Annotated in this window: 22 protein-coding genes and 1 riboswitch; of the genes, 13 read left to right on the top strand and 9 right to left on the bottom strand. The window is 62.3% G+C overall.

Translation table 11 applies throughout. The features are described from left to right. Nucleotides 1-58: 58 nt before the first annotated feature. A riboswitch (SAM riboswitch) is annotated at nt 59-149 on the bottom strand. Nucleotides 150-423: 274 nt separating this feature from the next. Continuing rightward, nucleotides 424-798 carry an SdpI family protein gene (locus tag EDF61_RS09395; protein ID WP_133833904.1) on the top strand — a complete coding sequence of 125 codons (375 nt, stop codon included), beginning with the start codon at nt 424-426 and terminating at the stop codon, nt 796-798. A 75-nt stretch (nt 799-873) separates the two neighbouring features. On the opposite strand, the gene EDF61_RS09390 is transcribed toward EDF61_RS09395, so the two are convergent. From EDF61_RS09390 to EDF61_RS09380, 3 genes are all read right to left on the bottom strand, one after another. Then, the gene (locus EDF61_RS09390; protein WP_133833903.1) at nt 874-2,235 is read right to left on the bottom strand and encodes a GntP family permease; all 1,362 of its coding nucleotides are present in this window, start codon (nt 2,233-2,235) and stop codon (nt 874-876) included. Between the two features lie 291 nt (nt 2,236-2,526). Next, nucleotides 2,527-3,588, bottom strand: a complete 1,062-nt coding sequence (locus EDF61_RS09385; RefSeq protein WP_133833902.1) for a CdaR family transcriptional regulator — start codon at nt 3,586-3,588, stop codon at nt 2,527-2,529. Nucleotides 3,589-3,645: 57 nt separating this feature from the next. Continuing rightward, entirely contained in the window at nt 3,646-5,154 is a 1,509-nt protein-coding gene (locus EDF61_RS09380) for an aldehyde dehydrogenase family protein (RefSeq protein ID WP_133833901.1), read from the bottom strand. A 200-nt stretch (nt 5,155-5,354) separates the two neighbouring features. On the opposite strand from EDF61_RS09380, the gene EDF61_RS09375 reads away from it, so the two are divergent. The 7 genes from EDF61_RS09375 to EDF61_RS18795 all read left to right on the top strand — a co-directional run bounded on the left by EDF61_RS09375 (nt 5,355) and on the right by EDF61_RS18795 (nt 11,322). Continuing rightward, nucleotides 5,355-6,359 carry an ABC transporter substrate-binding protein gene (locus tag EDF61_RS09375; RefSeq protein ID WP_133833900.1) on the top strand — a complete coding sequence of 335 codons (1,005 nt, stop codon included), beginning with the start codon at nt 5,355-5,357 and terminating at the stop codon, nt 6,357-6,359. Between the two features lie 90 nt (nt 6,360-6,449). Beyond that, nucleotides 6,450-7,226: an ABC transporter permease gene (locus EDF61_RS09370; RefSeq protein WP_105656449.1), complete on the top strand. Its 777-nt coding sequence runs from the start codon at nt 6,450-6,452 to the stop codon at nt 7,224-7,226. Next, the gene (locus EDF61_RS09365; protein WP_133833899.1) at nt 7,219-8,052 is read left to right on the top strand and encodes an ABC transporter permease; all 834 of its coding nucleotides are present in this window, start codon (nt 7,219-7,221) and stop codon (nt 8,050-8,052) included. Before EDF61_RS09370 ends, EDF61_RS09365 begins: the two co-directional genes overlap by 8 nt. A 46-nt stretch (nt 8,053-8,098) precedes the next feature. Then, nucleotides 8,099-8,905: an ABC transporter ATP-binding protein gene (locus tag EDF61_RS09360; RefSeq protein ID WP_105656451.1), complete on the top strand. Its 807-nt coding sequence runs from the start codon at nt 8,099-8,101 to the stop codon at nt 8,903-8,905. Nucleotides 8,906-8,910: 5 nt separating this feature from the next. Beyond that, the gene (locus tag EDF61_RS09355; protein ID WP_133833898.1) at nt 8,911-10,020 is read left to right on the top strand and encodes a zinc-binding dehydrogenase; all 1,110 of its coding nucleotides are present in this window, start codon (nt 8,911-8,913) and stop codon (nt 10,018-10,020) included. A gap of 43 nt (nt 10,021-10,063) precedes the next feature. Next, nucleotides 10,064-11,053, top strand: a complete 990-nt coding sequence (locus EDF61_RS09350) for an ABC transporter substrate-binding protein (RefSeq protein WP_133833897.1) — start codon at nt 10,064-10,066, stop codon at nt 11,051-11,053. A 119-nt stretch (nt 11,054-11,172) separates the two neighbouring features. After that, nucleotides 11,173-11,322 carry a hypothetical protein gene (locus EDF61_RS18795; protein ID WP_166650762.1) on the top strand — a complete coding sequence of 50 codons (150 nt, stop codon included), beginning with the start codon at nt 11,173-11,175 and terminating at the stop codon, nt 11,320-11,322. Nucleotides 11,323-11,404: 82 nt separating this feature from the next. Here EDF61_RS18795 and EDF61_RS09345 read toward each other — a convergent pair whose 3' ends face one another. Continuing rightward, on the bottom strand, nt 11,405-12,493 hold the full coding sequence (locus tag EDF61_RS09345) for an alcohol dehydrogenase catalytic domain-containing protein (RefSeq protein WP_105656455.1): 1,089 nt from the start codon (nt 12,491-12,493) through the stop codon (nt 11,405-11,407). Nucleotides 12,494-12,601: 108 nt separating this feature from the next. Between EDF61_RS09345 and EDF61_RS09340 the strand changes: the two genes are divergently transcribed. Beyond that, the gene (locus tag EDF61_RS09340) at nt 12,602-13,684 is read left to right on the top strand and encodes a zinc-binding dehydrogenase (protein ID WP_105656456.1); all 1,083 of its coding nucleotides are present in this window, start codon (nt 12,602-12,604) and stop codon (nt 13,682-13,684) included. 79 nt (nt 13,685-13,763) lie between these two features. Here EDF61_RS09340 and EDF61_RS09335 read toward each other — a convergent pair whose 3' ends face one another. Then, a complete protein-coding gene (locus tag EDF61_RS09335; RefSeq protein WP_133833896.1) occupies nt 13,764-14,309 on the bottom strand; it encodes a hypothetical protein in 546 nt (181 codons plus the stop codon). Nucleotides 14,310-14,522: 213 nt separating this feature from the next. On the opposite strand from EDF61_RS09335, the gene EDF61_RS09330 reads away from it, so the two are divergent. Further along, nucleotides 14,523-14,909 (top strand): nuclear transport factor 2 family protein, encoded by a 387-nt coding sequence (locus tag EDF61_RS09330; RefSeq protein WP_105656458.1) that lies wholly within the window; start codon nt 14,523-14,525, stop codon nt 14,907-14,909. Between the two features lie 87 nt (nt 14,910-14,996). On the opposite strand, the gene EDF61_RS18790 is transcribed toward EDF61_RS09330, so the two are convergent. From EDF61_RS18790 to EDF61_RS09315, 3 genes are read right to left on the bottom strand one after another with little or no spacing between them, the layout of a single operon-like run. Then, nucleotides 14,997-16,142: a flavin reductase gene (locus tag EDF61_RS18790; RefSeq protein WP_166650761.1), complete on the bottom strand. Its 1,146-nt coding sequence runs from the start codon at nt 16,140-16,142 to the stop codon at nt 14,997-14,999. Continuing rightward, nucleotides 16,139-17,569 (bottom strand): MmgE/PrpD family protein, encoded by a 1,431-nt coding sequence (locus EDF61_RS09320; RefSeq protein WP_133833895.1) that lies wholly within the window; start codon nt 17,567-17,569, stop codon nt 16,139-16,141. The genes EDF61_RS18790 and EDF61_RS09320 overlap by 4 nt, the downstream gene beginning before the upstream one ends. A gap of 15 nt (nt 17,570-17,584) precedes the next feature. After that, complete coding sequence (locus tag EDF61_RS09315; RefSeq protein ID WP_133833894.1) at nt 17,585-19,081, bottom strand: 4-hydroxyphenylacetate 3-hydroxylase family protein; 1,497 nt, start codon at nt 19,079-19,081, stop codon at nt 17,585-17,587. A 247-nt stretch (nt 19,082-19,328) separates the two neighbouring features. Between EDF61_RS09315 and EDF61_RS09310 the strand changes: the two genes are divergently transcribed. Next, nucleotides 19,329-20,699 carry an MFS transporter gene (locus tag EDF61_RS09310; protein WP_286134662.1) on the top strand — a complete coding sequence of 457 codons (1,371 nt, stop codon included), beginning with the start codon at nt 19,329-19,331 and terminating at the stop codon, nt 20,697-20,699. A gap of 168 nt (nt 20,700-20,867) precedes the next feature. Then, complete coding sequence (locus EDF61_RS09305; RefSeq protein WP_133833893.1) at nt 20,868-22,196, top strand: LLM class flavin-dependent oxidoreductase; 1,329 nt, start codon at nt 20,868-20,870, stop codon at nt 22,194-22,196. 3 nt (nt 22,197-22,199) lie between these two features. Here the strand turns inward: EDF61_RS09305 and EDF61_RS09300 are convergent, their stop codons facing one another. Next, nucleotides 22,200-23,138 (bottom strand): LysR substrate-binding domain-containing protein, encoded by a 939-nt coding sequence (locus tag EDF61_RS09300; RefSeq protein ID WP_166650760.1) that lies wholly within the window; start codon nt 23,136-23,138, stop codon nt 22,200-22,202. A 99-nt stretch (nt 23,139-23,237) separates the two neighbouring features. Here EDF61_RS09300 and EDF61_RS09295 point away from each other — a divergent pair, with 99 nt between their 5' ends. Beyond that, on the top strand, nt 23,238-24,797 hold the full coding sequence (locus EDF61_RS09295; protein WP_105662285.1) for an FAD-binding oxidoreductase: 1,560 nt from the start codon (nt 23,238-23,240) through the stop codon (nt 24,795-24,797). The last annotated feature ends 265 nt before the right edge of the window (nt 24,798-25,062 follow it).

Below are 25,062 nucleotides of genomic sequence, written 5' to 3'. Positions count from 1 at the left end.
CTCTTAGACAAATTGAACGAGGGATCCCGAACAGAAGTTCATGCTTCTAGACCCGGGAGTTCCATCGAACCTGGCGTTAGCACTACCTGCGGAGTGCAGGCTTGCTGCGGCGTCTCGGAGCCAGGTCTCTCAGCCGCTCTGGATGGGTTGTGCTCCGAGTCAAGCATTACTGGCAGGTCCTCGGGAAGGGCGCTGTCATGCGGAGGAACAGCAGGACAAAATACGTCATCTTCGCGCCTTCGCCCTGCCGGAAAACGGGCAGATAAGACGTCATATGACCTTCGCATGACGTAATTGGCATGCCGGAACTGGATCTCAAGAGCGTTCCCGCAGGCATCGATTGGGAACACAGCGTGGATCAGGGCACTTCCATGCGACCGCATAGAATGGCCATTCAAGATCAATCGGCAGAAGAGGCGGCAAGTGGATCCAGCAGGCGTGATTGCCTTCATGTTCGGGTTGCTGAGCATAACGCTGGTCGCAGCGTTCCTCGCCCCGATGGCACGGGACCGGAAGCTCGCTCGCAATGCGGCGATCGGCATCAAGACGCGCCACACCTTGGCCAGCGATGGGGCCTGGCTCGCCGGGCATCAGCAGGCTGCGCCCCTGCTTGCCGCGGCTTCCTGGGCCGGTTGGGCGGCATTGGCCAGCGCAGCAGTTCTCTGCCTGCTGGGCCAATTCGGTTTCGCCTTCGCCGCGACCGGAGCCGGCTACCTGGCCGCCATCGCGTTGCTGGTGATCTCGACTGCCACAGCGAATAAGGCCGCGCGGAGCTTCCCGGTGGCAGGCCTGGGCTAATCCAGCACTGCTTAAAGCAACGGATCGCGCCATCTGCCGATGGCGCGATCCGTTGCTTTCTTGGAAGGCGTGCTGCTAAAGCAGTACGGCTCCCAGGACCAGTACAGTCAGGAACCCCGCGGTGCCCTGGATGGCGGTAGCCACGCTCAGGGTCTTGTAGGCGGTGATCACCGGAATGCGGCTGAGCTGCGAGACGACCCAGAAGTAGGAGTCGTTGGCGTGCGAGACAACCATCGCACCGGCGCCTACTGCCAATACGGATAGCACCATGCCCAGCTCCGAACCCAAGCCCAGGGAGCCGAGCATCGGAGCGACCAGCGCGGAAGTGGTCACCATTGAGACGGTGGACGAGCCCTGGGCGGACTTCAGTGCAGCGGCGATCAGGAATGGCACAGCCAGGCCCAAGCCCAGTCCGCTGAGTGAATCCGAAAGAATCGTGGTCAGATCCGACGCGGCCAGGACCGCGCCGAAGCCGGCGCCGGCACCGGTGATCAGCAAGACCGGAGCAGCGGTGCGTACAGCTTCGTTCATCTGCTCATTGAAGACCGCCAGCTTGCTGCCACCGCTCAAAAGAAAAGTCGATGAGATCAAGCCGAAGATCAGCGCAATAACTGGCGTCCCCAGGAAGGAAAGGATTTCCAGGGCAGCGCCTTCGCCAATCGGGTGCGAGGGCAGCTTCGCAATGGATGCGGCACAGATCAGCACCAGCGGAACCAGGATCGGCATGAAGGCCAGCGCCGGGCTGGGCAATTTTCCGAAGCTTGCACGCAGCTGCTCATAGTCGAGTTCGGAGATGTCATTGTGGTCGTCGCTTGGCAACGGGGTCCATTGGGACTTGTTGAAGCGGCTGGCGTAGGCCAAGCCGGCAAGTGCCGAGATGGCCGCAACGGGCAATCCGACAGCGATGATCAAGCCCAGGTTATCGGCAACGCCGATGCTTTCGGCTGCGGCCAGCGGGCCCGGAGTTGGAGGCACCATGGTGTGGGTCGCGTACAGGCCGGTCATCAGGGCGATGGAAGTTGCCAGCCCAGAGACCCCGGTACGCAGGGTGATGGCTTTGCGCAGCGAGTTGAGCACCACGTATCCCGAGTCGCAGAAGACCGGAATGGAAACGATGTAGCCGATAATCGATAGCGTCAGGTTGGGGAACCGGGTACCGAGGACCTTGATCAGCGCATCTGCCATGGAGATCGCGGCGCCGGATTTCTCCAGGATGACACCGATCATTGTTCCGAACAGGATCACCAGTCCGATATTTCCCATGGTGCTGCCAAAGGCCGTGGTGACCGTCGAAGCCACGTCGGCCAGCGGAATCCGGTAGGCGAAGGCCGCCAGGATAGCGGCGCCAACGAGGGCGAGAAATGGGCTGATCTTCAGGCGTGCTGTGACCATCACGATGGCCACAACAAGGATCAGCAGAACAAGCAGTTCGTACACGGCGGGTTGGCTCCTTTGCCAATATCGGTAGTTCTCTGCGTCCAGCCCGCAATGGCTCAACGGGTGGACCAGCCCTGTCGGCAAAGCCGCTCAAGGCTTTGCCCGTTGGGCTAGATGCCACCGTGCCACCCCGGTTTCGGGCGCAAAGATCGATCATCCTGCCAATACTAGGAAAAGTGACCCCGAATACCTATGGGCACACGACCATATTTGCCTGGGTTCGAAAGAGCCAATGTGTGCAAACATCCCACCCTTCCCAGCCCCGGCGCCAGCTCCCCTCGTTTCCAGGGCCTAGAAAACATGCAGCTGGCCCAAGGCCACTCTCGCGTAGATGGCATGCTGGAGTTTCAGGGATTCGCTGGACCGCCGAATATCGACGCCGCTGACCTGGCTTATCCGCTCAAGTCTTTGCACCAAGGTATTGCGGTGAATATGCAGATCCGTGGCCGCTTGGCTCATCGAAGCAGCTGTCGCAACGACCAGCAGGGTTCTGGCTTGTTCCTCATTGAGCTGCATCGCTGGAGCAGCTGCATGTTCCAGGCTGCGGGCTGGGGTGCGGGCGATAGCCACAGCAATTTCCCGGCTCCACATGCGGCGCCGTGCGTGGGATGGCACGAGTGCCGGATAGCCCACCAATACGCGCAGCACTTCGGTTTCGGCCATGAGATCCTCGGCCTTTTCGACAGGCGCGGAGACCAGGAAACGTTCCTGGTCCATGCGCTCGGGAGCGAAAGCTGGCTCGCTGGCAGCGCAAAGCCTCCAGTACGCGCCGGAAAGGCTAACCCATGACGTGCGGTGATGATCCTTCGCCGGCTCTTCGAGCGACGGATCCCCCACGCTTCGGGGCAGCCAAGCTTCAATGCATTTCGGCCCGCGCAAACCATGCGCTGCGAGCGAGCGGTCGATCACTTCAGGCGCAACGCGACCGGCGATCAACGCAGAAATAATGTCGCGGGCTTCGGTCTCGCGCCGCGCGCTGCGAGAGTGCTCGCGTTCCTGGGCAAAGAGCAATTGAACGGTCAGTGCAATCAGGCCGGCCAGCGGTTCCACCTCGTGGGGAGCTCCGGTCACGCCCACAACGCCGCAGAGCTGGTCGTTCAGCACCAGTGGCACATTGACCCCGGGCTGGGTTCCGGCCGAGCCGTCGGCCCGGCTGACACGGATGATGTTGTTGCGGCGGATCGCCTCTGCGCTGCCGTCGTGGTGGGTACCGATACGCGCAGCATCCGTAGAAGCAATGATGACTCCGTGAGCATTCATGATGTTCACATTGCGGTTGATGGTCGGCGCAATCGTGTCGACGACTTTCTGCGCCAACGCGCTAACCAGCCGGGGTTGCTCCTTTTCGCTCATGAGCTCATCCTATCGGCCCGGGACTGCGCAAAGCAGTCCCGGATTAGAACATTGCCGCTAGTCGAGCTTGACGGTGACCGACTTCAGCGAGGTGTAGGCCTCGATGCCTTCACGGCCATTTTCGGCGCCCCACCCCGACTGCTTGAATCCGCCGAACGGCATGTTCGCATCCATGCCGGCACCGGTATTCACCCTGACGTTGCCGGCCTGGATTTTCTTGGCGAAGGTCAACGCGCGGGAAATGTCCTGGGTGAAGATCACCGAATTGAGACCGTAGTCGGTGTCGTTGGCCCGGCGCAGCACCTCGGCCAGCGAATCCTCGTCGCCGAAGGTGCTCACCGAGAGCACCGGCCCGAAGATCTCATCCTTGGCGATGGACATGTCCGGACTGACATTTTTCAGCACGGTCGGCTGCACGAAGAATCCTTCTTCGCCTTCGGCCAAGCCACCGGCAACGAGTTCCGCGCCATCAGCGATGCCCGCCTCGATGTACCCCAGCACGCGCTCGCGCTGCACCTGCGAGATCAGCGGGCCCAGCTGGGTTCCTTCTGCCAGGCCAGCGCCCAGCTTGAGGCTCTTCGCGAATCCGGCGATGCCTTCGATGACCTGGTCTGCGATGTCTTCGTGGACATACAGTCGCGACCCTGCCGCGCAGACCTGGCCGGAGTTGCCGAAGATGCTCATGGCGGCGGCCGGAATGGCCTTGTCCAAATCCGCGTCGGGATAGATCACCACCGGGGATTTGCCGCCCAGCTCAAGGCTCAGCCGCTTGAGATTGACCGCTGCCGACGCCAGCAGCTTCTTGCCTACCGCGGTGGATCCGGTGAAGGAGAGCTTGTCGACATCCGGATGGTCGGCGAGCGCTTGGCCGGCCACCGGCCCCAAGCCCTGGACCACGTTCAGCACACCGGCCGGGATGCCTGCTTCAAGCGCAATCTGCGCCATGCGCACGGCGGTCAGCGGGGTCAGCTCCGCGGGCTTGAGCACGACGGTGCAGCCGGACGCCAGCGCCGGAGCCACCTTGGACAGCGCAATGGTGAAGGGGACATTCCATGGCACGATCAGTGCGGCCACGCCCAAGGCTTGGCGCTGGGTATAGGCGTGCCAGGTTCCTGGCAGGGAAATATCGCGGGTTTCGCCGTTGAGCTTGGTGGCCCAGCCGGCGAAGTAGCGCAAGGTCTCGATGCCCGCGGGCAGCTCGCCAAAGCGGGCGATGTTGAAGGGCTTCCCGCAGTTCAGGGACTCCAGGGTAGCCAATTCATCGAGGTTCGCTTCCAATGCGTCAGCGAAGCGGTGCAGCGCCCGCTGGCGTGCTGCCGGGGTCATTTCTGCCCAGGGCCCGGACTCGAACGCTGCACGGGCGGCAGCTACTGCGCGGTCGATGTCCGCTGCGGTGGCAGCCGTCGTCTCGGTCAGCAGCTGGCCAGTGGAGGGATCGGTTACCGGCAGCTTTTCCCCCGAGCCAGCGACCTCCTGGCCATTGATCACCAGCGGAAGGGGCGTGGCCGCCAAAGCGGCGCGAAGCTGCTGAGCCAGCGGAACGGCGGAAAGATCTGTTGCTGTCATGGAATGTATCTCCTGGTCTGCCCGGCGCGCTTCGTCGTTGGCATCATTTTGAATGTGAGTCTTGCCACACAATCATACTAAAGATATATTGTGATTCAAGGAATACATTTTGATGCTCAGTGTACTTCTTCTTCCGGGAGCCGACCCCGGTCGACAACTCGCAGCCTTCGCCTAGGCACCAAGCTTTCAAGGAGATCCCCATGGTCACGAAACGACGTTTTGCACGGAAGGCCTTCTCCGGCCTCGCAGTCTCTGCCCTCGCAATCGGCACCCTGGCCGCGTGCGGATCCAGCGAGGAGGCCAGCGCCGACGGCCCGGTGAAGCTGCGCGTCGCCATTGCTCCGATCCAGTTCGAAACCGCACGCATCGCCGAAGAGAAGGGCTACTTCGAGGACCAGGGCCTGGACGTTGAATTGGTCAATGGCGCCGACCCCGCCGCCCTGCTGGCCCAGGTGGTCTCCGGTGACGTGAACGTTGCCATCGGCTCGTGGATCAACGTCGCCACCTCTTTCTCCCAAGGTGTTCCGATCCAGGTCATTGGCGGCAACGGCATGGTCGACCCGGAAGCCGACAACTCCGGTGTCATGGTGGCCAAGGATTCCGGGGTCAAGGAACTGGCAGACCTGAAGGGCAAGACCATTGGCGTAGTTGGCGTGAAGTCCGGTGGCGACATCCCCGTGCTCCAGGCATTGGAAGCGGCCGGCGTGAAGGAAAAGGAAGTCACGGAAGTCGCTGTTCCCTACGCGGGCATGGAAGCGGCCTTGGAACAAGGCACCGTGGATGCAGTAGTGCCTGCCGACTCCTTCTACCACCAGATGCTGGAGAAGGGCTACCAGACCATCTCCAACCCGGTACAGGAATTCCAGTCCAGCATGCCGGTAACCGTTTGGACCGTGCAGAAGCAGTGGCTGGAGCAGAATGGCGAGACCGCCAAGAAGTTCGACGCAGCTATGCAGGATGCCGTGAAGTTCTACTCGGACCCGGCCAATCTGGAGGAAGTCCGCAAGGTCCACGCCGAAGCCAACCAGATCGATGTAGCCGATGCGCCCAAGACCTTCGTCCCGGCGGACGTCACCTTCAACGTGGCTGAAGCCCAATCCGGCATCGATGCCATGGTCCACTTCGGCCTGGTCGAGAACAAGGTCATCGTCAAAGATGTGCTCTGGGACGAAGCCCCTACCCGGGCTTCGGCAGACGCCAAGTAGCCCACGTCCTATTCGCCCCACCGGTGGCGTCATCCCCTGCGCTGGCGCCACCAGCACCCCTAGCTTGCAACTGCTTACTCAAGGATTCCCATGAAAGAGTCAACGATTTCACCGGGTCTGCTCTGGACCCTGCGCATCGTGGCCATCGCCGCCCTGCTGGGCATCTGGCAACTGGTGATCGCCTCAGGAACCATGCCCTCCATGCTCCCCGGCGTGGAAAAGATCTTCTCTGCCATCTCCGAAGCCCTGGGCCAAGCGGCCTTCTGGGGCGGGCTAGGCAAGACCCTGCTCGCAGCCCTCACCGGCTGGCTCATTGCTTCGGTCGTGGGTGTCGTCCTGGGCCTGGTCATTGGATCAGTTCGCTTCCTCGACAACTCCACCTCGATTCTGATCGATTTCGGCCGTTCGTTCCCGGTACTGGCCCTGATGCCGGTAGTGATCATGCTGCTCGGCTCGAACACCATGATGGAAATCGTCGTCGTCGCGCTGTCCTGCCTGTGGCCAGTGCTGATCCAGACCATCTACGGTGCACGCCGCCAGGAAGCCGCGGTTGCCGACACCGTCGCCGTCTTCCGCATCCCGCCGATGCTGCGCTTCACCAAGGTCCTGCTGCCTTCTGCCCTGCCGCTGATCGCGACCGGTGTGCGCATTTCCTCGGCCATCGCCATCCTGGTGGCGGTGGGCGTTGAAGTGATCTCCCAGGCACCAGGCATTGGACGCCAGATCACGCTGATGCAGCAGGCGCAGCGTTGGGATCTGGCCTTCGCCTACCTGTTCTTCGCCGGCCTGACCGGATGGGCCATCGCCCTGCTCTTGCAACAGGCCGAAAACCGTTTGCTGAAGTGGAAGAGGCAGAACGATGACTAACGCAACTTTGAACGCCCCCGCAGTGCCATCACGCGCTTCGAAAGCCAAGGCTCCGAGTTCCTCGGCGGCCGCCGGACGCAAGATACTGGTTTCTTCATGGCTCATCGTTGCCGTGGTTGCGGCTTGGTGGTTCGGCTCGGCAAACTCCACGAACTTCTTCATCCCCTCGCTGGAGTCCATCCTCGAAGCCTTGGTCCGCGACCTGGTCAACGGCGTGATTATTTCCGGCGCCTGGTACTCGCTGTCCAATCTCTTTGTCGGCTTGGCCCTGGCTGCCTTCTTCGGCATCTGCGGCGGACTGCTGCTGGGCGAAGTCCCGTTGCTGCTGAAGATCGTTGACCCGATCATCCACTTCTTCCGCGCTGTCCCGCAGGCAGCACTGGTTCCGATGATCATCGGCGTCTTCGGCATGGGGCAGGGTCCGAAGATGGGCACCATCGCCTTCGCCTGCATGTGGCCGATCCTGCTGAACACCATCGACGGCATCTTGGGCATCGAGCCAACGGTGCGCAAGTTCTCCAAGGTCTACCGCATTCCCCGGGGCCTGCACTTCCGCCGCGTGATCCTGCCCGGTGCCACCCCGCAGATCGTGGCCGGTATCCGCGTCGCATTGCCGATCGGCATCACCGTGATGGTGGTTTCGGAAATGTTCGCCTCCATTGAAGGCCTGGGCTTCTACATCCTGAATTCCTCGGCCACCTTCAAGGTTCCGGAGACATGGGCCGGCGCACTGCTGGTCGGTGTCATCGGCTACATCATCTCGATCCTCTTCGTGCTCGTCGAAAAACGGATCCTGCGCTGGTACCACGCCTCCGGCGCCCAGTAGCCTCCGTTTCCGTCCGACCTTCCATCTTCTGACCAAGGAGAATCCCATGACCACCCAAGCACCCGTTGAAACGACCATGGAAACCAAACCATTGCTCATGAAGGTTCGCGGCATGTCCATGAGCTATGGCGCCGGCCCGGCCGAAAACAAGATCCTGGAGAATTTGGATCTGGACGTGGAGTATGGCCAATTCATCTCGATAGTCGGCCCTTCGGGCGTCGGCAAGACCACCTTGCTGCGATGCCTTTCCGGCTTGCTGAAGCCAAAAGCCGGAACCATCGAGGTTTCCGGCACGAAGATCAACGGCCCGCACCCCGATCTCGCCGTGGTCTTCCAGGACTACTCGCGTTCGCTGATGCCGTGGATGACCACCCGCGAAAACGTGGCCTTCCCGCTGCAGGGCAAGGGCATCGGCAAGGCCGAGCGCAACAAGCTGGCCGATGAGCATCTGGCTGCCGTGGGCCTTGAAGGCCAAGGCGGCAAGTTCCCCTGGGAAATGTCAGGGGGCATGCAGCAGCGCGTGGCCATTGCCCGCGCCTTGGCCTACAACGCGAAGGTGCTGCTCATGGATGAGCCCTTCGCCTCGGTTGATGCGCAGACCCGCTTCGACCTCGAAGACCTCGTGCTGGACTTGCAGCACAAGCTGGGTGTGACGATCCTGCTGGTCACCCACGACATCGACGAAGCGCTGTACCTGGCCGACAAGGTGGTCGTGATCGCGGAGAAGCCGGCCACCGTAGTCGACGAGATCGTCACCGGTTTCGGCGAGACCCGCGACCAGCTGGCCACCAAGGCTGACCCGCGCTTCACCGAGGCCCGCGCACGGATCCTCGTGCGCCTGCGCCAGGATTGATCCCCATGGCACTCAGCGCACGGGCAGCACTGGCAAGGCACGGCGATGGCAGCTTCAGCATTGAGGACATCCACGTTGATGCTCCGCTGGACGCGGAATTGCTGATCGAAGTCAAAGCAGTTGGACTGTGCCAGTCCGATGCCCACCTGGCGGGCATGGATCTGGGCCTTCCCGCCCCGCTGCTGCTGGGCCATGAAGTTGCCGGGGTGGTGCTCAGCACCGGCAACCAAGCCTGCGGTTTCACTGCGGGAGACCACGTGCTGGCCAGCTTGATCCAATACTGCGCGCAGTGCGCCCTGTGCCTTTCGGGCCAGGAATACCGTTGCGCCAACCGCCCCAGCACGCTGCGCACGGCCGGCCAAGCACCGCGCGCCAGCTGCAAGGATCAGCCGGTGATGCAGATGTTCGGCACCGGCGGATTTTCCCAGTACACCTTGGTGCATGCCAACCAGGCAGTAAGGATTCCCGAGGAGTTGCCCTTCGCCCAAGCCGCGGTGATGGCCTGCTCCACGCTGACCGGTGCCGGGGCAGTGTTCAACTCCGCCCAGGTGGCCCAGGGGCAATCCGTCGCAGTCATTGGCGCTGGAGGCATCGGGTTGAACGCGATCAATGCCGCCCAGATCGCCGGCGCTTCGAAGATCATCGCAGTGGATCTGAGCGATGAGAAGCTGGAACTGGCCCGCGAATTCGGGGCAACGCACACGATCAATGGCGGCAGTGGAGACGCTGTCGCCAAAATCCAGGAAATCACCGGCGGCGGGGTGGATCATTCCTTCGAGATGATCGGCCTGCAGGCCACCAGCTTGCAGGCGGTGCGCATGACCCGTGTAGGCGGGGATGCCTATCTGGTCGGGTTGCATAAGCCCGGCGCGCAACTGCCGCTGGATGCCATGTCCGACATCATTGGGCCGCAGCGCAGCCTGCACGGGATCTACATGGGCTCTTCCAGCCCGCAACGTGATGTCCCCAAATACACCGAGCACTATCTTGCCGGGCGCCTCAAGCTCGACGCGCTCGTTGCCCGGGAACTTCATATCTCGCAGATCAACGAGGGCTTCGCAGCGATGAAGGCCGGGCAGGGCGTTGCCCGTTCGGTCATCACAGATTTCAGCTGATTGCCTGCCACTTCATATCCCCTTCAAGCACGACGAGGCCATCTTGAGAACTCCATCTTCCGCGCGCCGGGCCCTGCCCCTGTCCGCGGTCCTGCTCGTTTCCACCATGGCCTTGGCCTCTTGCGGCAACGCTGGGCAAGGCGCCGAAACACCGGGCGGCTTGATCCCGCTGAAGGTCTCGGTGGCCGGCATCCAGTTCGAGCCGGCTTACCTCGCCGAATCCCAAGGCTTCTTCGAAGACCATGGCTTGGACGTTGAAATCATCAATGGCGCAGACCCCGCCGCCCAGATTGCTTCTGCTATCTCCGGCGAGGTGGACATCGCCACCGGTTCCTGGGACAACGTCGCCACCTCCGTGTCAAAGGGCCTGCCGATCGAAGCGCTGGCTTCGAATGGCGTGGTCGACCCGAACGTCGATAACTCCGGAGTGCTCGTCGCCAAGGACTCTGGGATTGCGAGGCTTGCCGATCTCAAGGGCAAGACCATCGGTGTCATCGGCGTGAAGACCGGCAGCGATCTGCCGGTCTTCCAAGCCCTGGGAGACGCAGGGGTGGGCGCCGAGGAGTTCAGCGAAGTGGGCATGCCCTACGCCGGGATGCAGGCCGCGGTGGAGACCGGGACCGTTGACGCGGTCGTCCCCAGCGACGTCTTCTACCACCAGATGATTGCGGCCGGCTTCCCCTCCTTGGGCAACCCGGTCCGCGAGTACCAGGGGAATCAGCCGGGCACTTTGTGGCTAAGCACTTCCCAGTGGGCCGGTGCGAATCCAGATACTGCCAAGGCCTTCGTATCGGCCATGAAAGAGGCAGTGGAGTTCTACTCCGATGCAGCCAACCTCGAGGAAGTGCAGAAGATACACGCCGAGGTCAACCAGATTCCGGTGGAAAAAGCTCCAACGCGGTTCGCCTTGGCAGGCACCGCGTTCGATGCAGAGGCTTCCCAGTCAGGCCTGGATGCAATGGCACGCTTCGAGCTCATTGACAAGCCCGTAACAGTGGATGAAGTGCTCTGGGAGCACGCGTCTCGCAAATAACCAGCACCGGCAAATCCTTGGACAGGGACTGGCGCGATGCTAGGCTCACGGGAGCACGTTCTGCCCACGGAAGGTTCACCATGAGTTCGGCAATCAGTTACCTCACCGGAGGATTTCTGGTGTCTCTGCTTGTCACCCTGAACATGACCTGGAACCAGCACCTGCCCGGCATCACCGGGTCCGTGGCGGTTGCGCTCAGCTTCATCGGGTTGCTGGGCTGCGTCTTGTACGCCACGCGCATACAGCGCCGCGCGCAGACCGGAGAGTAGCAGCACCCCCAGAACATGAAACAAGGCCAGCAGATCAGTGAACTGCTGGCCTTGCTTCGTTCAGCGACCGGCGTCGATAAATCTAGAAGGTAATCACGCTTCGGGCCACCGCACCGCCACGCAGCTGCTCGTATCCCTTGTCGATTTCATCCAAGCTGATATGCGCTGACACCAGTTCGTCGAGCTTGAAACGGCCCTGCAGATACAACTCGGCGTACATGGGGATGTCCACCTGGATGTTGCTCGACCCCATGGCCACGCCACGGATGCCCTTCTGGCGTCCCATCAGGTCTCCAAATGGGGTGATGCTGATCTGCGCGCCGGGCTTGTGAACGCCAATCAGGTACGCGGTGCCGCCGATTTCCAGCATGGCCACCGCCTGCTCGCTGGTGGCTTGCAGGCCGATGACCTCGAAGGCATGCGTCACTCCCCCGCCAGCAATCCGCTTGACGGTTTCCACCGCATCGCCCTCCCCGCCGTTGATGACGTCGGTGGCACCGAAGACCTTGGCCAGCTCCAGCTTGGCCGGCTGCAGGTCGATAGCGATGATGCGGGTCGCGCCAGCCAGTTTCGCGCCCTGGATGACGTTCAGCCCGACACCACCGGCGCCGATCACGGCAACGGTATCGCCTGGACGGATGCGCGCGGTATTAATAGCCGCGCCAGCACCCGTGACCACTCCACAGCCAAGCAGCGCCGCGCGGTCGAACGGGATAGCGTCCGGAACCCTTACGACGGTGTTCTCATGCACCAGCACCTGTTCCGCGAAGCCGCCAACACCGATGAACTGGGTGAGCCGCTGCCCACCCAGGGACAATCGCGGATTCTGCTGCGCGGTGCGGTCGGTGTGCGAGGGCACGCGGCACTGGTAAGGTTTGCCGGTGCGGCATCCCTTGCAGACCCCGCAGCTGTGCACTGGAGAAGTCACCACGCGGTCCCCCACCGAGAGCGAGGTGACAGCCGAACCGACGCCCACGACCAGACCCGAGACTTCGTGGCCGAGCACCGCTGGCATGGGGAAGCCGATGTCCGACGTCGCCACGTGCAAATCCGAGTGGCACAGGCCGCTGGCCTTCACGTCAATGAGGACTTCATGGGCTTCGGGGTTGTCAATGCTGATGTCCAGGACATCAAAAGAGCCGGCAACTTCAGAAACGACTGCTGCTTTCATGCTTCCTCCGGAAAATAGTCGCGCAAAGGGGGTGACGCAGAACACTAATGAAAATATACTATTAGAAATAATGCATTTTTAGAAGAAGAATCTAACGAAGGATCTGCAATGCGCGCAGCGGTCATCAACTCCATCGGCGAAGGTTTCAGCATCGAGGAACTCGAAGTCGACGAGCCGCGGGGGCAAGAAGTTCTGGTGAAGGTCGAAGCCGCAGGTCTGTGCCACTCGGATCACATAGTTGCCACCGTAGACCGCGGGCGCCCCTTGCCGATGGTGGTCGGCCACGAAATGGCCGGCACCGTCATCGCGCTAGGCCCCGAAGCCACCGACTTCGAAGTGGGAGACCATGTCATCGCCACGGAAATCAGCTTCTGCGGGAGCTGCGAAGAATGCGTCAACGGAGCGACCTACCGCTGCTTGAATCCCCAGCATGCGCTGCGCGGACCGGATACCCCGGCACGCTTGACGCGCAACGGCGAGCGCGTAGAAGGCTTCGGCGTGGCCGGTTTCGCCGAGTACACGGTCCTGCACCAGAACAAGCTGGTCAGGGTGCCCAAGGAAATCCCATTCGCGCAGGCTGCTGTGCTTGGCTGCGCGACAGCCACCGGCGTGGGCGCGGTGCTCAACGCCGCCAAGGTTTCCCCCGGGGAAACCGTCGCGGTCATCGGCTTGGGCGGCATCGGCCTGAATGTCATCCAGGGAGCCAAGCTGGCCGGCGCCAAGACCATCATCGGCATTGACCTGCAGCCAGAGAAGCTGGAGCTGGCCAAGAAATTCGGAGCCACCCATGTCATCAACGGCGGCACCGAAGACGTGGTCAGCGCCATCCGCGCCATCACCGGCCGCGGAGTCCACCATTCCTTCGAAGCCATCGGCATTGCCCCCACGCAGCGCCAGGCCCTGGAAGTCGCCAAAACCGGCGGACACGTGTATTTCATCGGCATTCCCCAGGGCAAGCCGCTGGAAATGAATATCATGCTGGACCTGCTGATCCCGCAGCGCAATCTCCACGGCATCTACATGGGCTCCTCCACGGTCCGCAATGACATTCCCTACTACGCCGAGCTCTATCTGCAGGGCCGGTTGAATCTCGATGATCTGGTGGCGCAGGAGATCCAGCTCGACGAGATCAACGAAGCCTATGCAAAGCAGGAAACCGGGTCCATCGCCCGCAGCGTGATCCGCTTCTGATCCGCATGAGCAACAAGCTGCAGGCCGCGAACCAGTTTCCTGGTTCGCGGCCTGCAGCCCAGCTAGTGGCGGCCAGCCTCTATTTGCCTTCCTTGGTGGCCCGCTCCTTCTCGATGGCTTGGACCTGGGCAACCATGTCCGGAGCAAAGGCATAGAGCTTGCCCTCTGACTGATGGACCCAGAAGCGCCCGCACAGATCAGTCGTCTCGCTTTGGCCATCGGCTGGCCACCAGTCGGCATCCAAGGTGCGGGTAGCTGAAATCTCGTCAGGCTCGAGGTTCTTGGTGCGCGGGTCAGAAGCGTAGGCCTTGGCCAGTTCGGCTTCGGTCGGATTCCCAACGGTTTCCAGCGCCTGGCACTGGTCGCTGTCCAGCTTGCCGTCGTAGTTCAGCATGAAGATGCGTTCAGCGCCGGTATTGCGCTGGACCAGCTGAACGTCGGTGCCGCCGGACGGAACCCAATCGGGCAGCACACCATCGGCCACGGCCTTCTCTGAAGTTTTGGCAGTTCGAGTGGTGGATTCATCGTACTTGTCGACGAAGAGATCAGAACCGCTGCAGCCGGTGAGCAGGAGAGCGAAGGGAAGGGCGAGCGCGCCAGTGGCGAGGTACTTTTTCTTGAGCATGATTCCATCGTAGAAATTTCCGCGGCCCGGGGAATCAGCGATGCGAGGTAACTATCCCGTGCCCGGCTCATACCCTCGGCTGATAGTTTCCACTTCTGGGATCAACCCTGAAACTCCATCTCACCCAGTAAAAGCACTCGCTAATATCCGCACATCGCCACTGCTTATTGGTAGATTGCCTACGAACCAAACGCTACTTAGGAGCCATCACCGTTGACGACTATTGACCCTGCGGCACTTGAATCGGAACTGCGCATCGCAGAAGAACGGCGCCTTTCGGCCATGCTCGCCCGTGACCTCGAAACCTTGGGGAACCTGCTTGAGCCGGATTTGCAGTACACCCACTCCACCGGTCGTGTCGATGACCGCGACTCATTGCTGGAACTGCTCGGTTCCGGAGCCGTCGAATATTTGGCGCTCAGCCACGACTTCGAGTCCGTTACCCAGGAGGGCAACGTGGTGGTCGTCGAAGGCAGCATGAAAATGCATCTGATTTCCGGAGGCGTCGAAAAGCATCTGGCAACTGCCAACCGCACGGTGTGGGCCAAGACCGGCGGCCAGTGGAAGCTGCGCCTCTTTGTCGGGGCCACAGCGCAATAGGCCCGCACTTCGACGCTTTATAAAGCCACGGCGGCAGGCTGGATCTTCCAACCTGCCGCCTTTCCACAGTGGCTATCGCCTCAATGCCTAAACCTGGCCGCCATGGCGGGCCACTGCTTCACGAGCCAGCGCCTTGCCGAACTCGGTGTGCGCGGCAAGCGCTGCCTGGGCCGCTGGCGCGTCACCGGCAGCCAGCGCTTCAGTCAATTCGGCAACGTGGCGGTGGTCCAGCTGGCGCGACCACTGCTCTGCGGTCAGCGCTTGGCGCCAGACGGTGCCAATTCCCAAACGGCGGAAGGAATCCACCAGCTGGCTGGAGCCGGCAACGCCAACCAGAGCATCGTGGTAGGCGACATTCAGGGCCAAGAACTCTTCCAGGTCGGATTCCGAAGTCTCACGCAGGTCAGCCAGCTTCGCGGTGATCTCGCGCAGGCTGGAAATGGTCTCTTCGGAAATCTTGCCCAGGTGCGAGGCGATCACCCCGGACTCGATGGTGGCGCGCGAGTCGTAGGCCGAATCGGTCAATTCTGCGGTAATCGGCTTTGGCTGGTATTTTCCGGTTTCGGTGCGGAAGACCAGGTGCTCGCTTTCCAGCTTCACCAGCGCGTTGGCTACATGATCAGCGTCGGCCCGGGAAGCCGCGGCGATGGCATCCACGTCGAGGTCTTCGCCCAGTGGACTGGTGCGCAGCAGCACCCAGGTGCGGGTGGCCTGGTAGGCAGCCAACTCCTTGGTCGGCTCCAGGCGGCCCATGGTTCCGCGGTAGTAGGCCAGCGGTTCGCGGTCATGGGCTTCAGCGTGGCTGACCAGTCCCAGGAAAACGGTGTGGGTACCGCCGGTCGGGGTTTCGGCCACATGGCATACGATCGTGGCCAATGCGCCGTCAATCAGCGGGATGCCCTCCGCGGAGAGGGTATGCGGCACGGTAGCGAACTTGTCCTCGCCCTTGCGGCCGAAGTGGAAGGCCAGCGCGCCCTGGTCCTCGGCCAGGATGTTGATGCCGAAGACGCCTGCTTCAACTACCCGGTCATGGGTGGAGCTGGAGCGGTTCAGGCAAGCGAGCATCATTGGCGGTTCCATCGACAGGGAGGACACTGCCGAAGCGGTGGTGCCGTAGAGCTGGCCGTCCACGGCCGTGGTGATCACCGTGACACCGGAGGCGAAGTGGCCTACGACGTTGCGGAAGGTGTTCATGTCTACTGGGGTGACCGATTCAAAGTTGGTGATGCTCATGGGAGTTGCTCCTGGTAATTCGGGGTGAAGTTTCTAGCGGGGTCCAGCGCCGCCATCAGATCAGTCAGATCCGGTGCGCTGGCGAGGTGTTCGAGCTGGTGCTGCAACGCGTCCTTGCGTGCTGCCAGTTCTGGATGCGAGAACTCGAGATTCTTCGAGAACTTCGCAACTACCTGGTCATGCTCCAGGGGTGTGCGCAAGATGTTTCCGTCCGGGTGCTCCACGCGCACGTGGCGCACCTCGCCGCTGCGCAGCCGTGCAGTGATCTCCGCCGTCAGCCGCTGGCTGTTAGGCAGGGTGCCGGCTAGCTCGATGCGCCCGAGCATCTGCGCCAGCTCCGGGTCCGCCAGCGCGCTGGCGGTCAGGTGCTCGGGGCGAACCGTTCCGCGGATCAAGGCGATCGCCGCGGTGGCGTGCACCGAGAACAGGGCTGCCACGGTGCGGGTGTCCCCCGCCTCGAAGCGCGCCCCGACGAATCCGTTCAGGGTCCGCTCGCTCAGGTGGACGGTGAGGCATACGATGTCCTTGTAGCCCACCGTGCCGTCGGCCACCAGTTCCGCGCAGGCCTGCAGCGAAGGCTGCGCGGCCCGGCAACTGGCAAAGGGCTTGATCGTGCAGTCCCCATGGAAGCTCACGCCAAGATCCGCCACCGCCAGTTCCGGCTGCGCGTCGATGCCGAACAGCTGGAAGTAGCCGTGCTTGCCGGTCAGCGGATCATCCGCCGCCTTCATGCCGGCTTTGGCCAGCTGCGCGGCGGAAATTCCGGAGCGGGCTGCGAAGGCCATGGGCAGCTTGAAGCCGTTGGCCCCATCGAAGATCGCCGCCACATTGCCCGAAGCCTGGTTGACCGCAATGCCGATGGCATGGCGTGCCTGCGCCTTGTCCAGGCCCAGCATCCGGCTGGCGATTCCAGCGGCGGCCAGGGCATTCAAGGTGCCGGTATTATCCTGCCCCGAGTACACGTCGAAGCCGCCGGCGATGGCCAGGCGGGCTGCCAGGTCATCGCCCAGCGCCAGCGCGGCCAGTGCTTCTTCTCCGGTGGCGCCGGTGGCTTCGGCCAGGGCCAGCACGACGGCCACGGTGGTTCCGGAGATGTGGGCGGCGACCTGCTTGCCGGCCGGGCCTTCGGCTTCCACCGGCTCGAAGTCGAAGGAGCGGATCAGGGCCGCGTTGACGAAGGCCGCGGAGGTGGCCGGAAGCTTGATTCCGGTACCCAGCACGGTTGCTTCATCGCCGTGGCCCCAGGCCTGCGCCGCTTCGATGAGTCCGGCAATGTCGTCGGCGCGGTGCCCTGCCAGCCCAACGCCCACCGAATCCAGCAGGCGCTGGTTCACGCGCTGGATCGTGGCCGTCGGCAGCTGGCCGTACTGGGTTTCCAGCAGGTGCTCGAGCAGCGCGTCGAGCACATCGGGCGTCGGGTTAGCCATGATTTTCCTGCTTCCCTAGGCGCGCGTTGCCGCGGCGTCCAGGTCCAGTGCGGCCTGCTCGGCGATCACCGGGCTGATGCCCACCTCGGCGAACATCGCCTCGAAGGCACCGGTCTCGCCCTTCATCTGTGCCTTGCGGTGATCCAGCCCGCGGGCACGGCTGACCGACCCCAGGTAGAAGCGCTCGTACAGTTCGATGCGGCTGCCCAGGGCGGATCCGGCGAAGTCCCAAGCGGTGCGGAAGATCTTGGCGCGTTCCTCCGGCGCGATGCCGTTGGCTCCCGGCAGGTACTTCTTGAGCAGTGGGCCCAGGCGCGGGTCCTCGAAGGAGGCCGCGGTCGGGGTGGCCAGCAGGTTGTGGCTGCCCATGGACTTGATGATGTCGTTCACGCGGGCCATCCAGATGGGCATCATGGTGCGCAGCGCGGAGATGTCGTCGTGGCAGAAGAACGCCCCGCCGCCCCATTCGGACGCGTTGACCTCGGCCGAGTGGATCACGGCGCGGGCGATGCGCAGGTAGGAATAGATCTCGCCGAGCATCGATGCGGTGTCCGGCTTGTTGTCGGTGGCGGTGACCTTGGCCATCTGCACGCACAGGTCGTAGGCGAACTCCAGCTTCACCGAGGCGCGGATGGCGGTCTGCTGCTGGGTGTTGCCGGTGGCGGTGCCGGCGTTCAGGGAATTGTAGACATCGAGCTGGCCGTCGATGAACACGCGATCCCAAGGGACCAGCACGTCGTCGAAGATGATGACCGCATCCTGCTCGTCGAAGCGCGAGGAGAACGGCTTGTCCACTACCGGCTGGTCCACGCCGTAGTGGTCGCGGCAGACCGAGACCACGCCGCTGGTGGCGACCGGGATCGCGAAGGACAGCGCGTATTCCTCGTAGCCCTTCTGGATGGGCACCGCCGGGTAGACATAGAGCTCGTCGGCGATCGGGCCCAGGGTGGCGAGCATCTTCGCGCCGCGCACGATCAGGCCTTCAGCGGTGCGGTCCACCACGCGCAAGGTCAGCTCTTCATTGATGCCCTGCAGTTCGCCGACCGACTTGTCGATGGCCGCGTGCACGATGGTGTGGGTCAGCGCCAGGTCGTTTTCCTGCACATGGCGCCAGTAGTTCTCCAGGCGCTCGTAGTAGACCGGGTCGCCGGATTTGGCGAAGATGTCCGGGCGCGAGGCGTGGCCGGCGAGCACCACGTTGACGTAGTCGGGGGTGCGTCCGAGCATGCCATTGGAGTAGCGGGCCAGGCGGTCGAACGCGCGGTGGCGGCGGGCGATGTCTTCTGCGTTCTTGGGACGCAGCAGGGAGACGTTGTGCTGTTCGCCGGTCTGTTCGTCGTTCATCAGGCAGTCATCGGCGTACTTGTGCTGGTAGTCGAAGTAGGCGGCCATGCCGTTGATCGAGCCGGCAAATGCCGGGTGCTCGGTGACGTCAATGCGCTGATCGCCCAGCCAGACCTCGCGGGAATCCTTGAGCCCTGCCAGGTACTGCTCTCCAGTGCGTGCACTCATCTTCGCTGCTCCTTATCGGGCGTCCCGCTGAGCGGGTTCAAAAATATATTCTGTGCATCAGTTTATATAACTTATGTGACCCAGATCAAGCTCTGAGTCGAAGAATTTTTTCAAACCCGCAGGATCACGCGGTTTTCAAGGGCTGAAGAAAATATTATCTGTCTTAAAATGCGTAAAAAGTGGACAAGGTTAGTGAAATGGGCCACTATGGCTTAAGTCACATCAGCGATCAGGAAGGGTTCTCGTCGTGTCCGACTCGCAACAGAACCAGCCAGTGCCGGCAATGGAGCCAAGCGACTCCCTCAACACCAAGGATTTGCGCCGCATTCTCGGATCCAGCTTCTTGGGCAGCGTCATCGAGTACTACGACTTCATCTTGTACGCCACTGCGGCGTCGCTGATTTTCGACAAGGTCTTCTTCGGCAACCTGAGCCCGGGCTTGGCACTCTTCGCCTCCTTCGGCACCTTGGCCGTCGGGTACATTGCCCGCCCGCTGGGCGGCATCGTCTTCGGCCACTTCGGCGACCGCCTTGGCCGCAAGAAGATGCTGGTGCTTTCCATGATGATGATGGGCGTAGCCACCGTTGCCATTGGCCTATTGCCGACTACCGCAACCATTGGCGCAGCTGCCCCGGTCATCCTGGTCTTGCTCCGCGTGGTCCAGGGAGTCGCAGTTGGCGGCGAATGGGGCGGCGCCACCCTGATGGCCTTGGAACATGCACCCGCTTCCAAGCGCGGTTTCGCAGCTTCCTTCGCTAACGCCGGCGCACCGGCCGGTGGCTTGCTGGCCACCTTCCTGGTTTCCTTCATCTCCTTCTCCACCGGTGATGCGTTCCTGGAATGGGGCTGGCGCATTCCGTTCATCTTCTCGGCAGTCCTGATCATCATCGGCATGGTGATCCGCCTGAAGGTCGCAGAAACTCCGGTCTTCCAGGAGCTGGATGCCAAGGCCGCCGAGCGCAAGCAGGAGCGCAAGACTCCTATCTCGCTGGTGCTGAAGAACCATTCGCGCACCGTCATCATCACCCTGATCGCTTCCCTTGGCTTCTACACCTGCCAGGGCGTGCTGACTTCGTGGGGCGTTTCCGAAGCCGCGGCCCAGGGCGTGGACCGCTCCTTTGTGCTGAACACCAAGGGCTACGCGGCCATGGTCACCATCGTGGTCTGCCTGCTGGCCGCCAAGCTCTCGGACAAGTACGGCCGGAAGATGATCCTGACCATCGGCGGCACCGCCGGCATCCTCTGGGCCTTCCCGGCAGTCTTCCTGATGAGCAACGGCACCGGCTGGGGCTTCGCAGTTGCAGTCATCGTCGGCAACGGCGTCATCCAGGGCATCCTGGCCGGACCGATCGGCGCCTACATCTCCGAGCTGTTCCCAGCTGATGTCCGCTACACCGGCGCCTCGCTGGCCTACCAGGGCTCCTCGACCCTTGGGGCCGGCTTCACCCCGATGATCTGCACCGCGCTGGCCGTCAGCTTCGGCATCACCGCCGTAGGCATCTTCTGGGTGGCAATCCTGATCGTCGGACTGGTCGCCATCCGCATCAGCCCGGAAGGCGCCGCCCTGCCTCCCAAGGCAGCCGCGTCAGCGCCGTCCAACGCAAAGCTGAACGCCTGAACCCCGGCACCGGTCCGCGTATCAGTTGATACGCGGACCAGCTTTTAACACCAAACATCAATTTTTCTGAACGCTATGGCGCAAAAGTTCTCCATTTACGACTTTAGAGACTCTTGAAACCATGGACTCAGTGCTTCCCGTCACATCCGCAGGAAAGGATGAGTTTCAATGACTCCCAAGAACCCCCAGCACATGGTGCTCACGACCTTCATGCTCCCCGCTGGCTACCACAAGGACTCGTGGCGCATGGACGGCTCGCGCTCCGAGGAGCTGGCCAACCTGGAATTCGTCTACGACCTGACCAAGATTGCTGAAGACGCCAAGCTGGACGCCATCTTCTTCGGCGACATCGTCCATGCCAACACCGTAATGCGCGGCGATATCAAGATGAACGGCTTCTACGAGCCGATCTCGGTACTTTCCGCACTGGCAGCACGCACCAAGAACATTGGCCTGATCGGAACCGTTTCCACTTCCTTCTCGGAGCCATACAACCTGGCCCGCCAGATGGCCGGACTGGACCACATGTCAGGTGGCCGCGCCGGGTGGAACATCGTGACCAGCTCCGATGGTTTCCAGAACTTCGGCATGGACTGCGCGCCGGATCCAGCCACCCGCTACCGCCGCGCCACCGAGTTCGTCGAGGTAGCCAACCAGTTGTGGGATTCGTGGGAAGACGACGCCGTCACCAACGACAAGGAATCGGCATGGTACGTGGACACCGACAAGATCCACCCGATCAACCATGAGGGCGAATTCTTCAAGGTGCAGGGCCCGATCAACATGCCGCGCAGCCCGCAAGGCCGCCCGGTGCTGGTGCAGGCCGGCTCCTCGGGACCAGGCATGGAACTGGGCTCCTCGGTGGCCGATGGCATCTACACCGCGCAGCCGCTGAAGGAACCATCGGTGGAGTTTTACGCCAAGTTCAAGGCGATGGCGGCTGCCAAGGGCCGCAACCCCAACGACATCAAGATCATCCCGGGCATCCTGCCGATCCTCGGCGACACCCAGGCCGAAGCAGATGAGCTGGCCGAGGAACTGGCCAACCACATCCACCTGGAAAACGGCCGCGTGCAGGTGGGTGCCGATCTGAAGATGGATCTGTCCTCGCTGGACTTCAACGAGAAGATTCCCGCCGAGTGGTTCTCCGATGACCCGGCCCTGGGTTCGCGCTACCAGATCTACCGCCGCAAGTCGGTGGACCAGGGCATGACCCTGCGCGAGCTGATCGTTGACCTGGCCCGCTCCACCGGACACCAGTGGATGGCCGGCACCGCCTCGGCAGTGGCAGACCGCATGATCGACTGGTTCGATTCCAAGGCCTGCGACGGCTTCAACCTGAACGCCCCGTTCAACCCAGGCGGCTTCAAGCTCATCTGCGACAAGCTGATCCCTGAATTGCAGAATCGTGGCTACTTCCGCACCGAATACGAGGGCACCACCCTGCGGGATAACTTCGGATTGTCCTACCCGTCCTCGATCCGCACGCGCGTCTAGCCGCTAGCTGCGCCGGCCCGCATTCTCGAAGAGTTCCGCGGCGACTTCCACCCAGGCTTGGGCACGGGAGTTCAGCCGCGAACTGCGGGGCCAAGCCACCGAAACCGGAACCACGGCGATATTTTCGTCATCGAGTTTCAGCGGCTTGAGCACCACGTTCAGCTCTTCATAGGGTGCTTCCAGGGCCGGCTGCTGGAACAGCACAGCCACCCCGCGGCCGGTACTGACCAGCGAGCGCACGGTCGCATAGGAACGCGAGCGGTGCCGGATCATCGGTTCCAGCCCGCTGCCCTGGTACAGGCCGAGGATGCGCTGGGTGATCGGCTCGGATTCGAAGAGGACCAACGGCTCGTTCGCGATTTCACGCAATGACACCGACGGGCTGGCGGCCAGCGGATGCCCGGAAGGCAGCAGTATCTGGGCCTCGGCCATCGCCACGGTGGCCGAACGCAAGGCTGGTGAGATCTCCGATCCGTAGAGGAAGGCGACATCGATGGAACCATCGAGCAGCGCATGCTGCATTTCCTGGTGGAACCCCTCCAGGAAATCGACCTCCACCTTCGGGCATTGCTGGGCAAAGGCACTGAGCATGGGCGGAATGATGATCGGGCCCAGGGGCATGAAGCAGCCAACGGTTAACGGGCCGGCAAGCTCTTCGCGAGTTCCCTGGCCCATGGTTTCCAGATCATGGGCCCGCTCCAGCAGTTCCCGGGCCTGGAGCAGCACGGTCTTGCCGGTCGCGGTCAACGTCAGCCCCTTGGCCCGGCGCTTGATCGCCAGCTCGGCACCGACGATGCGTTCGAGTTCCGCGATGGACATGGAAATTGCCGAAGGCGCCAGATGCAGCCGGCGGGCAGCTTCGGCCATGGTTCCAGCCTCGGCCGCGACAACGAAGTGCCAAAGCTGGCGCAAGGTCAGTTGCGGGTGGGACACAAGATTCATGTCATCAAGCATATTGATGACGGCACGAAACAAAGCAAGTTTTTTAGATTAAGACAGTGGGGCCGCGGCGTTCGCCGATGGCCAGTGGAAGGGTGAATCATGGATCGTCGTGAAGAATTTCTTGAGGCAGCCAAGGAAATCGTTGGCGCAGAAAACGTTGTTTCCTTGGGAGATTCCGAGGGCTACTTGGATCCCTACCCGCTGAACCCGGGCCGTACCCCTTGGCCCGGCATCCGCCCGGCTAGCACCGAGGAAGTGCAGGCCATCGTCAAGCTGGCCACCGAGCACGAGGTACCGTTGTGGACCTTCTCCTGCGGCAAGAACCTGGGCTATGGCGGCCCCGAACCACGCGATACCGGGATGGTGGCGCTGGATTTGAGCCGCATGAACCGCATCATCGCGGTCGATGACCGGCTGTGCTACGCCGTGGTGGAGCCCGGCGTCACCTTCTTCGATCTCTTCGAATACATCAAGGAACGCGGCCTGAAGGTCTGGATGTCGGTTCCGGCCTTGGGCTGGGGCTCGGTCATGGGCAATATGCTCGACCGCGGCTACGGCATGACCCCGCTGGGCGACCACGTGAAGTCCTTGTGCGGCATGGAAGTGGTCATGCCCGACGGCGATCTGGTCCGCACCGGCATGGGCGCGATGGACGGCACCGAGCTGGGCCCGATCTTCCAGGGCGGCTTCGGCCCGACCTTGGACGGACTGTTCACCCAGTCCAACTACGGCGTGGTTACCCAGGTCGGACTGTGGCTGATGCCGGCACCGCACACCTACGTCAATGGCGATATTTTCGTCGACGACGAGGCGCACCTGCCGCAACTGATCGACATCCTCACCACCTTGCGCCGCGAGGAAATCATCCAGAACAATGCCCTCTGCGGCAATGTGGTGCGCGCGGCAACCATGCGCGGATCGCGCGCCGACTTCTGGGATGGCGAAGGTTCCATTCCCGACTGGCGCCTGGAAGAAATGCGCCAGGAATTCGGCATTGGCCAGTGGAACTGCAAGTTCGCCTTCTACGGCGACCGCGAACTGTGCGAACGCCGCCTGCAAATCGTCAAGGACAGGATCAGCGTGATCCCCGGTGCCCGCGTTGACGCCCGGTTCTACTCGGGAGAAGAAGGCTTGGCCTTGCAGCATGAGGACATCGCCGCCCAGGACCGCACCCAGATGGCCGGCGTCCCGACCTTGAAGCCGCTGTCCACCGTGGGCTGGGCAGCTGAAAACGGCGGACACATCGACGCGGCGCCGATCATCCCGGCCCGCGGCGAACTCGTGGCCGAGTTCTACCAGGAAGCCAAGAAGCTCTACGCGAAGCACGGCTTCGACCTGTACATCGGGTACCACCTGTATCCGCGGCATATGGTTCACGTGACCATGATCTTCTTCGAGCGCGGCAACCAGGAGATGCTCGCCCGTGCGCGCGCCCTGTACTCCGAGCTGCTCGATGCGGCCCGCGCCCGCGGCTACGCACCGTACCGCAGCCACGTGGACTACATGGACCGCATTGCCGACGGCTTCGACTTCAACGACAACGCAGCCCGCCGCCTGCAGGAGAAGATCAAGGATGCACTGGATCCGGCGGGGATCCTGGCCCCTGGCAAGCAGGGCGTCTGGCCTGCGCGCTTCCGCGATCAGCGCTCCAGCGTCTAGCCCCAAGCCCGTGCCTTGAGCCACGCATGATCCCCTCACCGCAATAGGCAGTGGGGGGATTTTCATATGGCTCTTCCCCGGAGTTAGCATCGGCAGAGAATTGGGCATACGCCCCCGCCAGCTCGGAAGATGCTAGGAAAGTACAGCACATTCCATTTTTTACATGCGTTGATTTAATGAACCATTGATATAAAGTGGAGAAGATCGGGCACAACGCGCAATCGTGATCACACTGGTATTGAGCATATGCAAACCGACGAATCCC

The organism is Arthrobacter sp. JUb115, assembly GCF_004365035.1.
In the GTDB taxonomy this organism is placed as follows: domain Bacteria; phylum Actinomycetota; class Actinomycetes; order Actinomycetales; family Micrococcaceae; genus Glutamicibacter.
Note: the sequence above shows the minus strand (reverse complement) of the source record. Positions and strands in the feature narration are given on the sequence as shown.

Excerpts from the sequence above, each read along its gene's own strand:
- EDF61_RS09300 (WP_166650760.1), bottom strand. The coding sequence starts at position 23,138 with ATGAATCTTGTGTCCCACCCGCAACTGACCTTGCGCCAGCTTTGGCAC.
- EDF61_RS09315 (WP_133833894.1), bottom strand. The coding sequence starts at position 19,081 with ATGAGTGCACGCACTGGAGAGCAGTACCTGGCAGGGCTCAAGGATTCC.
- EDF61_RS18790 (WP_166650761.1), bottom strand. The coding sequence starts at position 16,142 with ATGAGCATCACCAACTTTGAATCGGTCACCCCAGTAGACATGAACACC.
- EDF61_RS09370 (WP_105656449.1), top strand. The coding sequence starts at position 6,450 with ATGAAAGAGTCAACGATTTCACCGGGTCTGCTCTGGACCCTGCGCATC.
- EDF61_RS09305 (WP_133833893.1), top strand. The coding sequence starts at position 20,868 with ATGACTCCCAAGAACCCCCAGCACATGGTGCTCACGACCTTCATGCTC.
- EDF61_RS09375 (WP_133833900.1), top strand. The coding sequence starts at position 5,355 with ATGGTCACGAAACGACGTTTTGCACGGAAGGCCTTCTCCGGCCTCGCA.
- EDF61_RS09340 (WP_105656456.1), top strand. The coding sequence starts at position 12,602 with ATGCGCGCAGCGGTCATCAACTCCATCGGCGAAGGTTTCAGCATCGAG.
- EDF61_RS09360 (WP_105656451.1), top strand. The coding sequence starts at position 8,099 with ATGACCACCCAAGCACCCGTTGAAACGACCATGGAAACCAAACCATTG.
- EDF61_RS09335 (WP_133833896.1), bottom strand. The coding sequence starts at position 14,309 with ATGCTCAAGAAAAAGTACCTCGCCACTGGCGCGCTCGCCCTTCCCTTC.
- EDF61_RS09385 (WP_133833902.1), bottom strand. The coding sequence starts at position 3,588 with ATGAGCGAAAAGGAGCAACCCCGGCTGGTTAGCGCGTTGGCGCAGAAA.
- EDF61_RS09295 (WP_105662285.1), top strand. The coding sequence starts at position 23,238 with ATGGATCGTCGTGAAGAATTTCTTGAGGCAGCCAAGGAAATCGTTGGC.
- EDF61_RS09380 (WP_133833901.1), bottom strand. The coding sequence starts at position 5,154 with ATGACAGCAACAGATCTTTCCGCCGTTCCGCTGGCTCAGCAGCTTCGC.
- EDF61_RS09345 (WP_105656455.1), bottom strand. The coding sequence starts at position 12,493 with ATGAAAGCAGCAGTCGTTTCTGAAGTTGCCGGCTCTTTTGATGTCCTG.
- EDF61_RS09365 (WP_133833899.1), top strand. The coding sequence starts at position 7,219 with ATGACTAACGCAACTTTGAACGCCCCCGCAGTGCCATCACGCGCTTCG.
- EDF61_RS09355 (WP_133833898.1), top strand. The coding sequence starts at position 8,911 with ATGGCACTCAGCGCACGGGCAGCACTGGCAAGGCACGGCGATGGCAGC.
- EDF61_RS09320 (WP_133833895.1), bottom strand. The coding sequence starts at position 17,569 with ATGGCTAACCCGACGCCCGATGTGCTCGACGCGCTGCTCGAGCACCTG.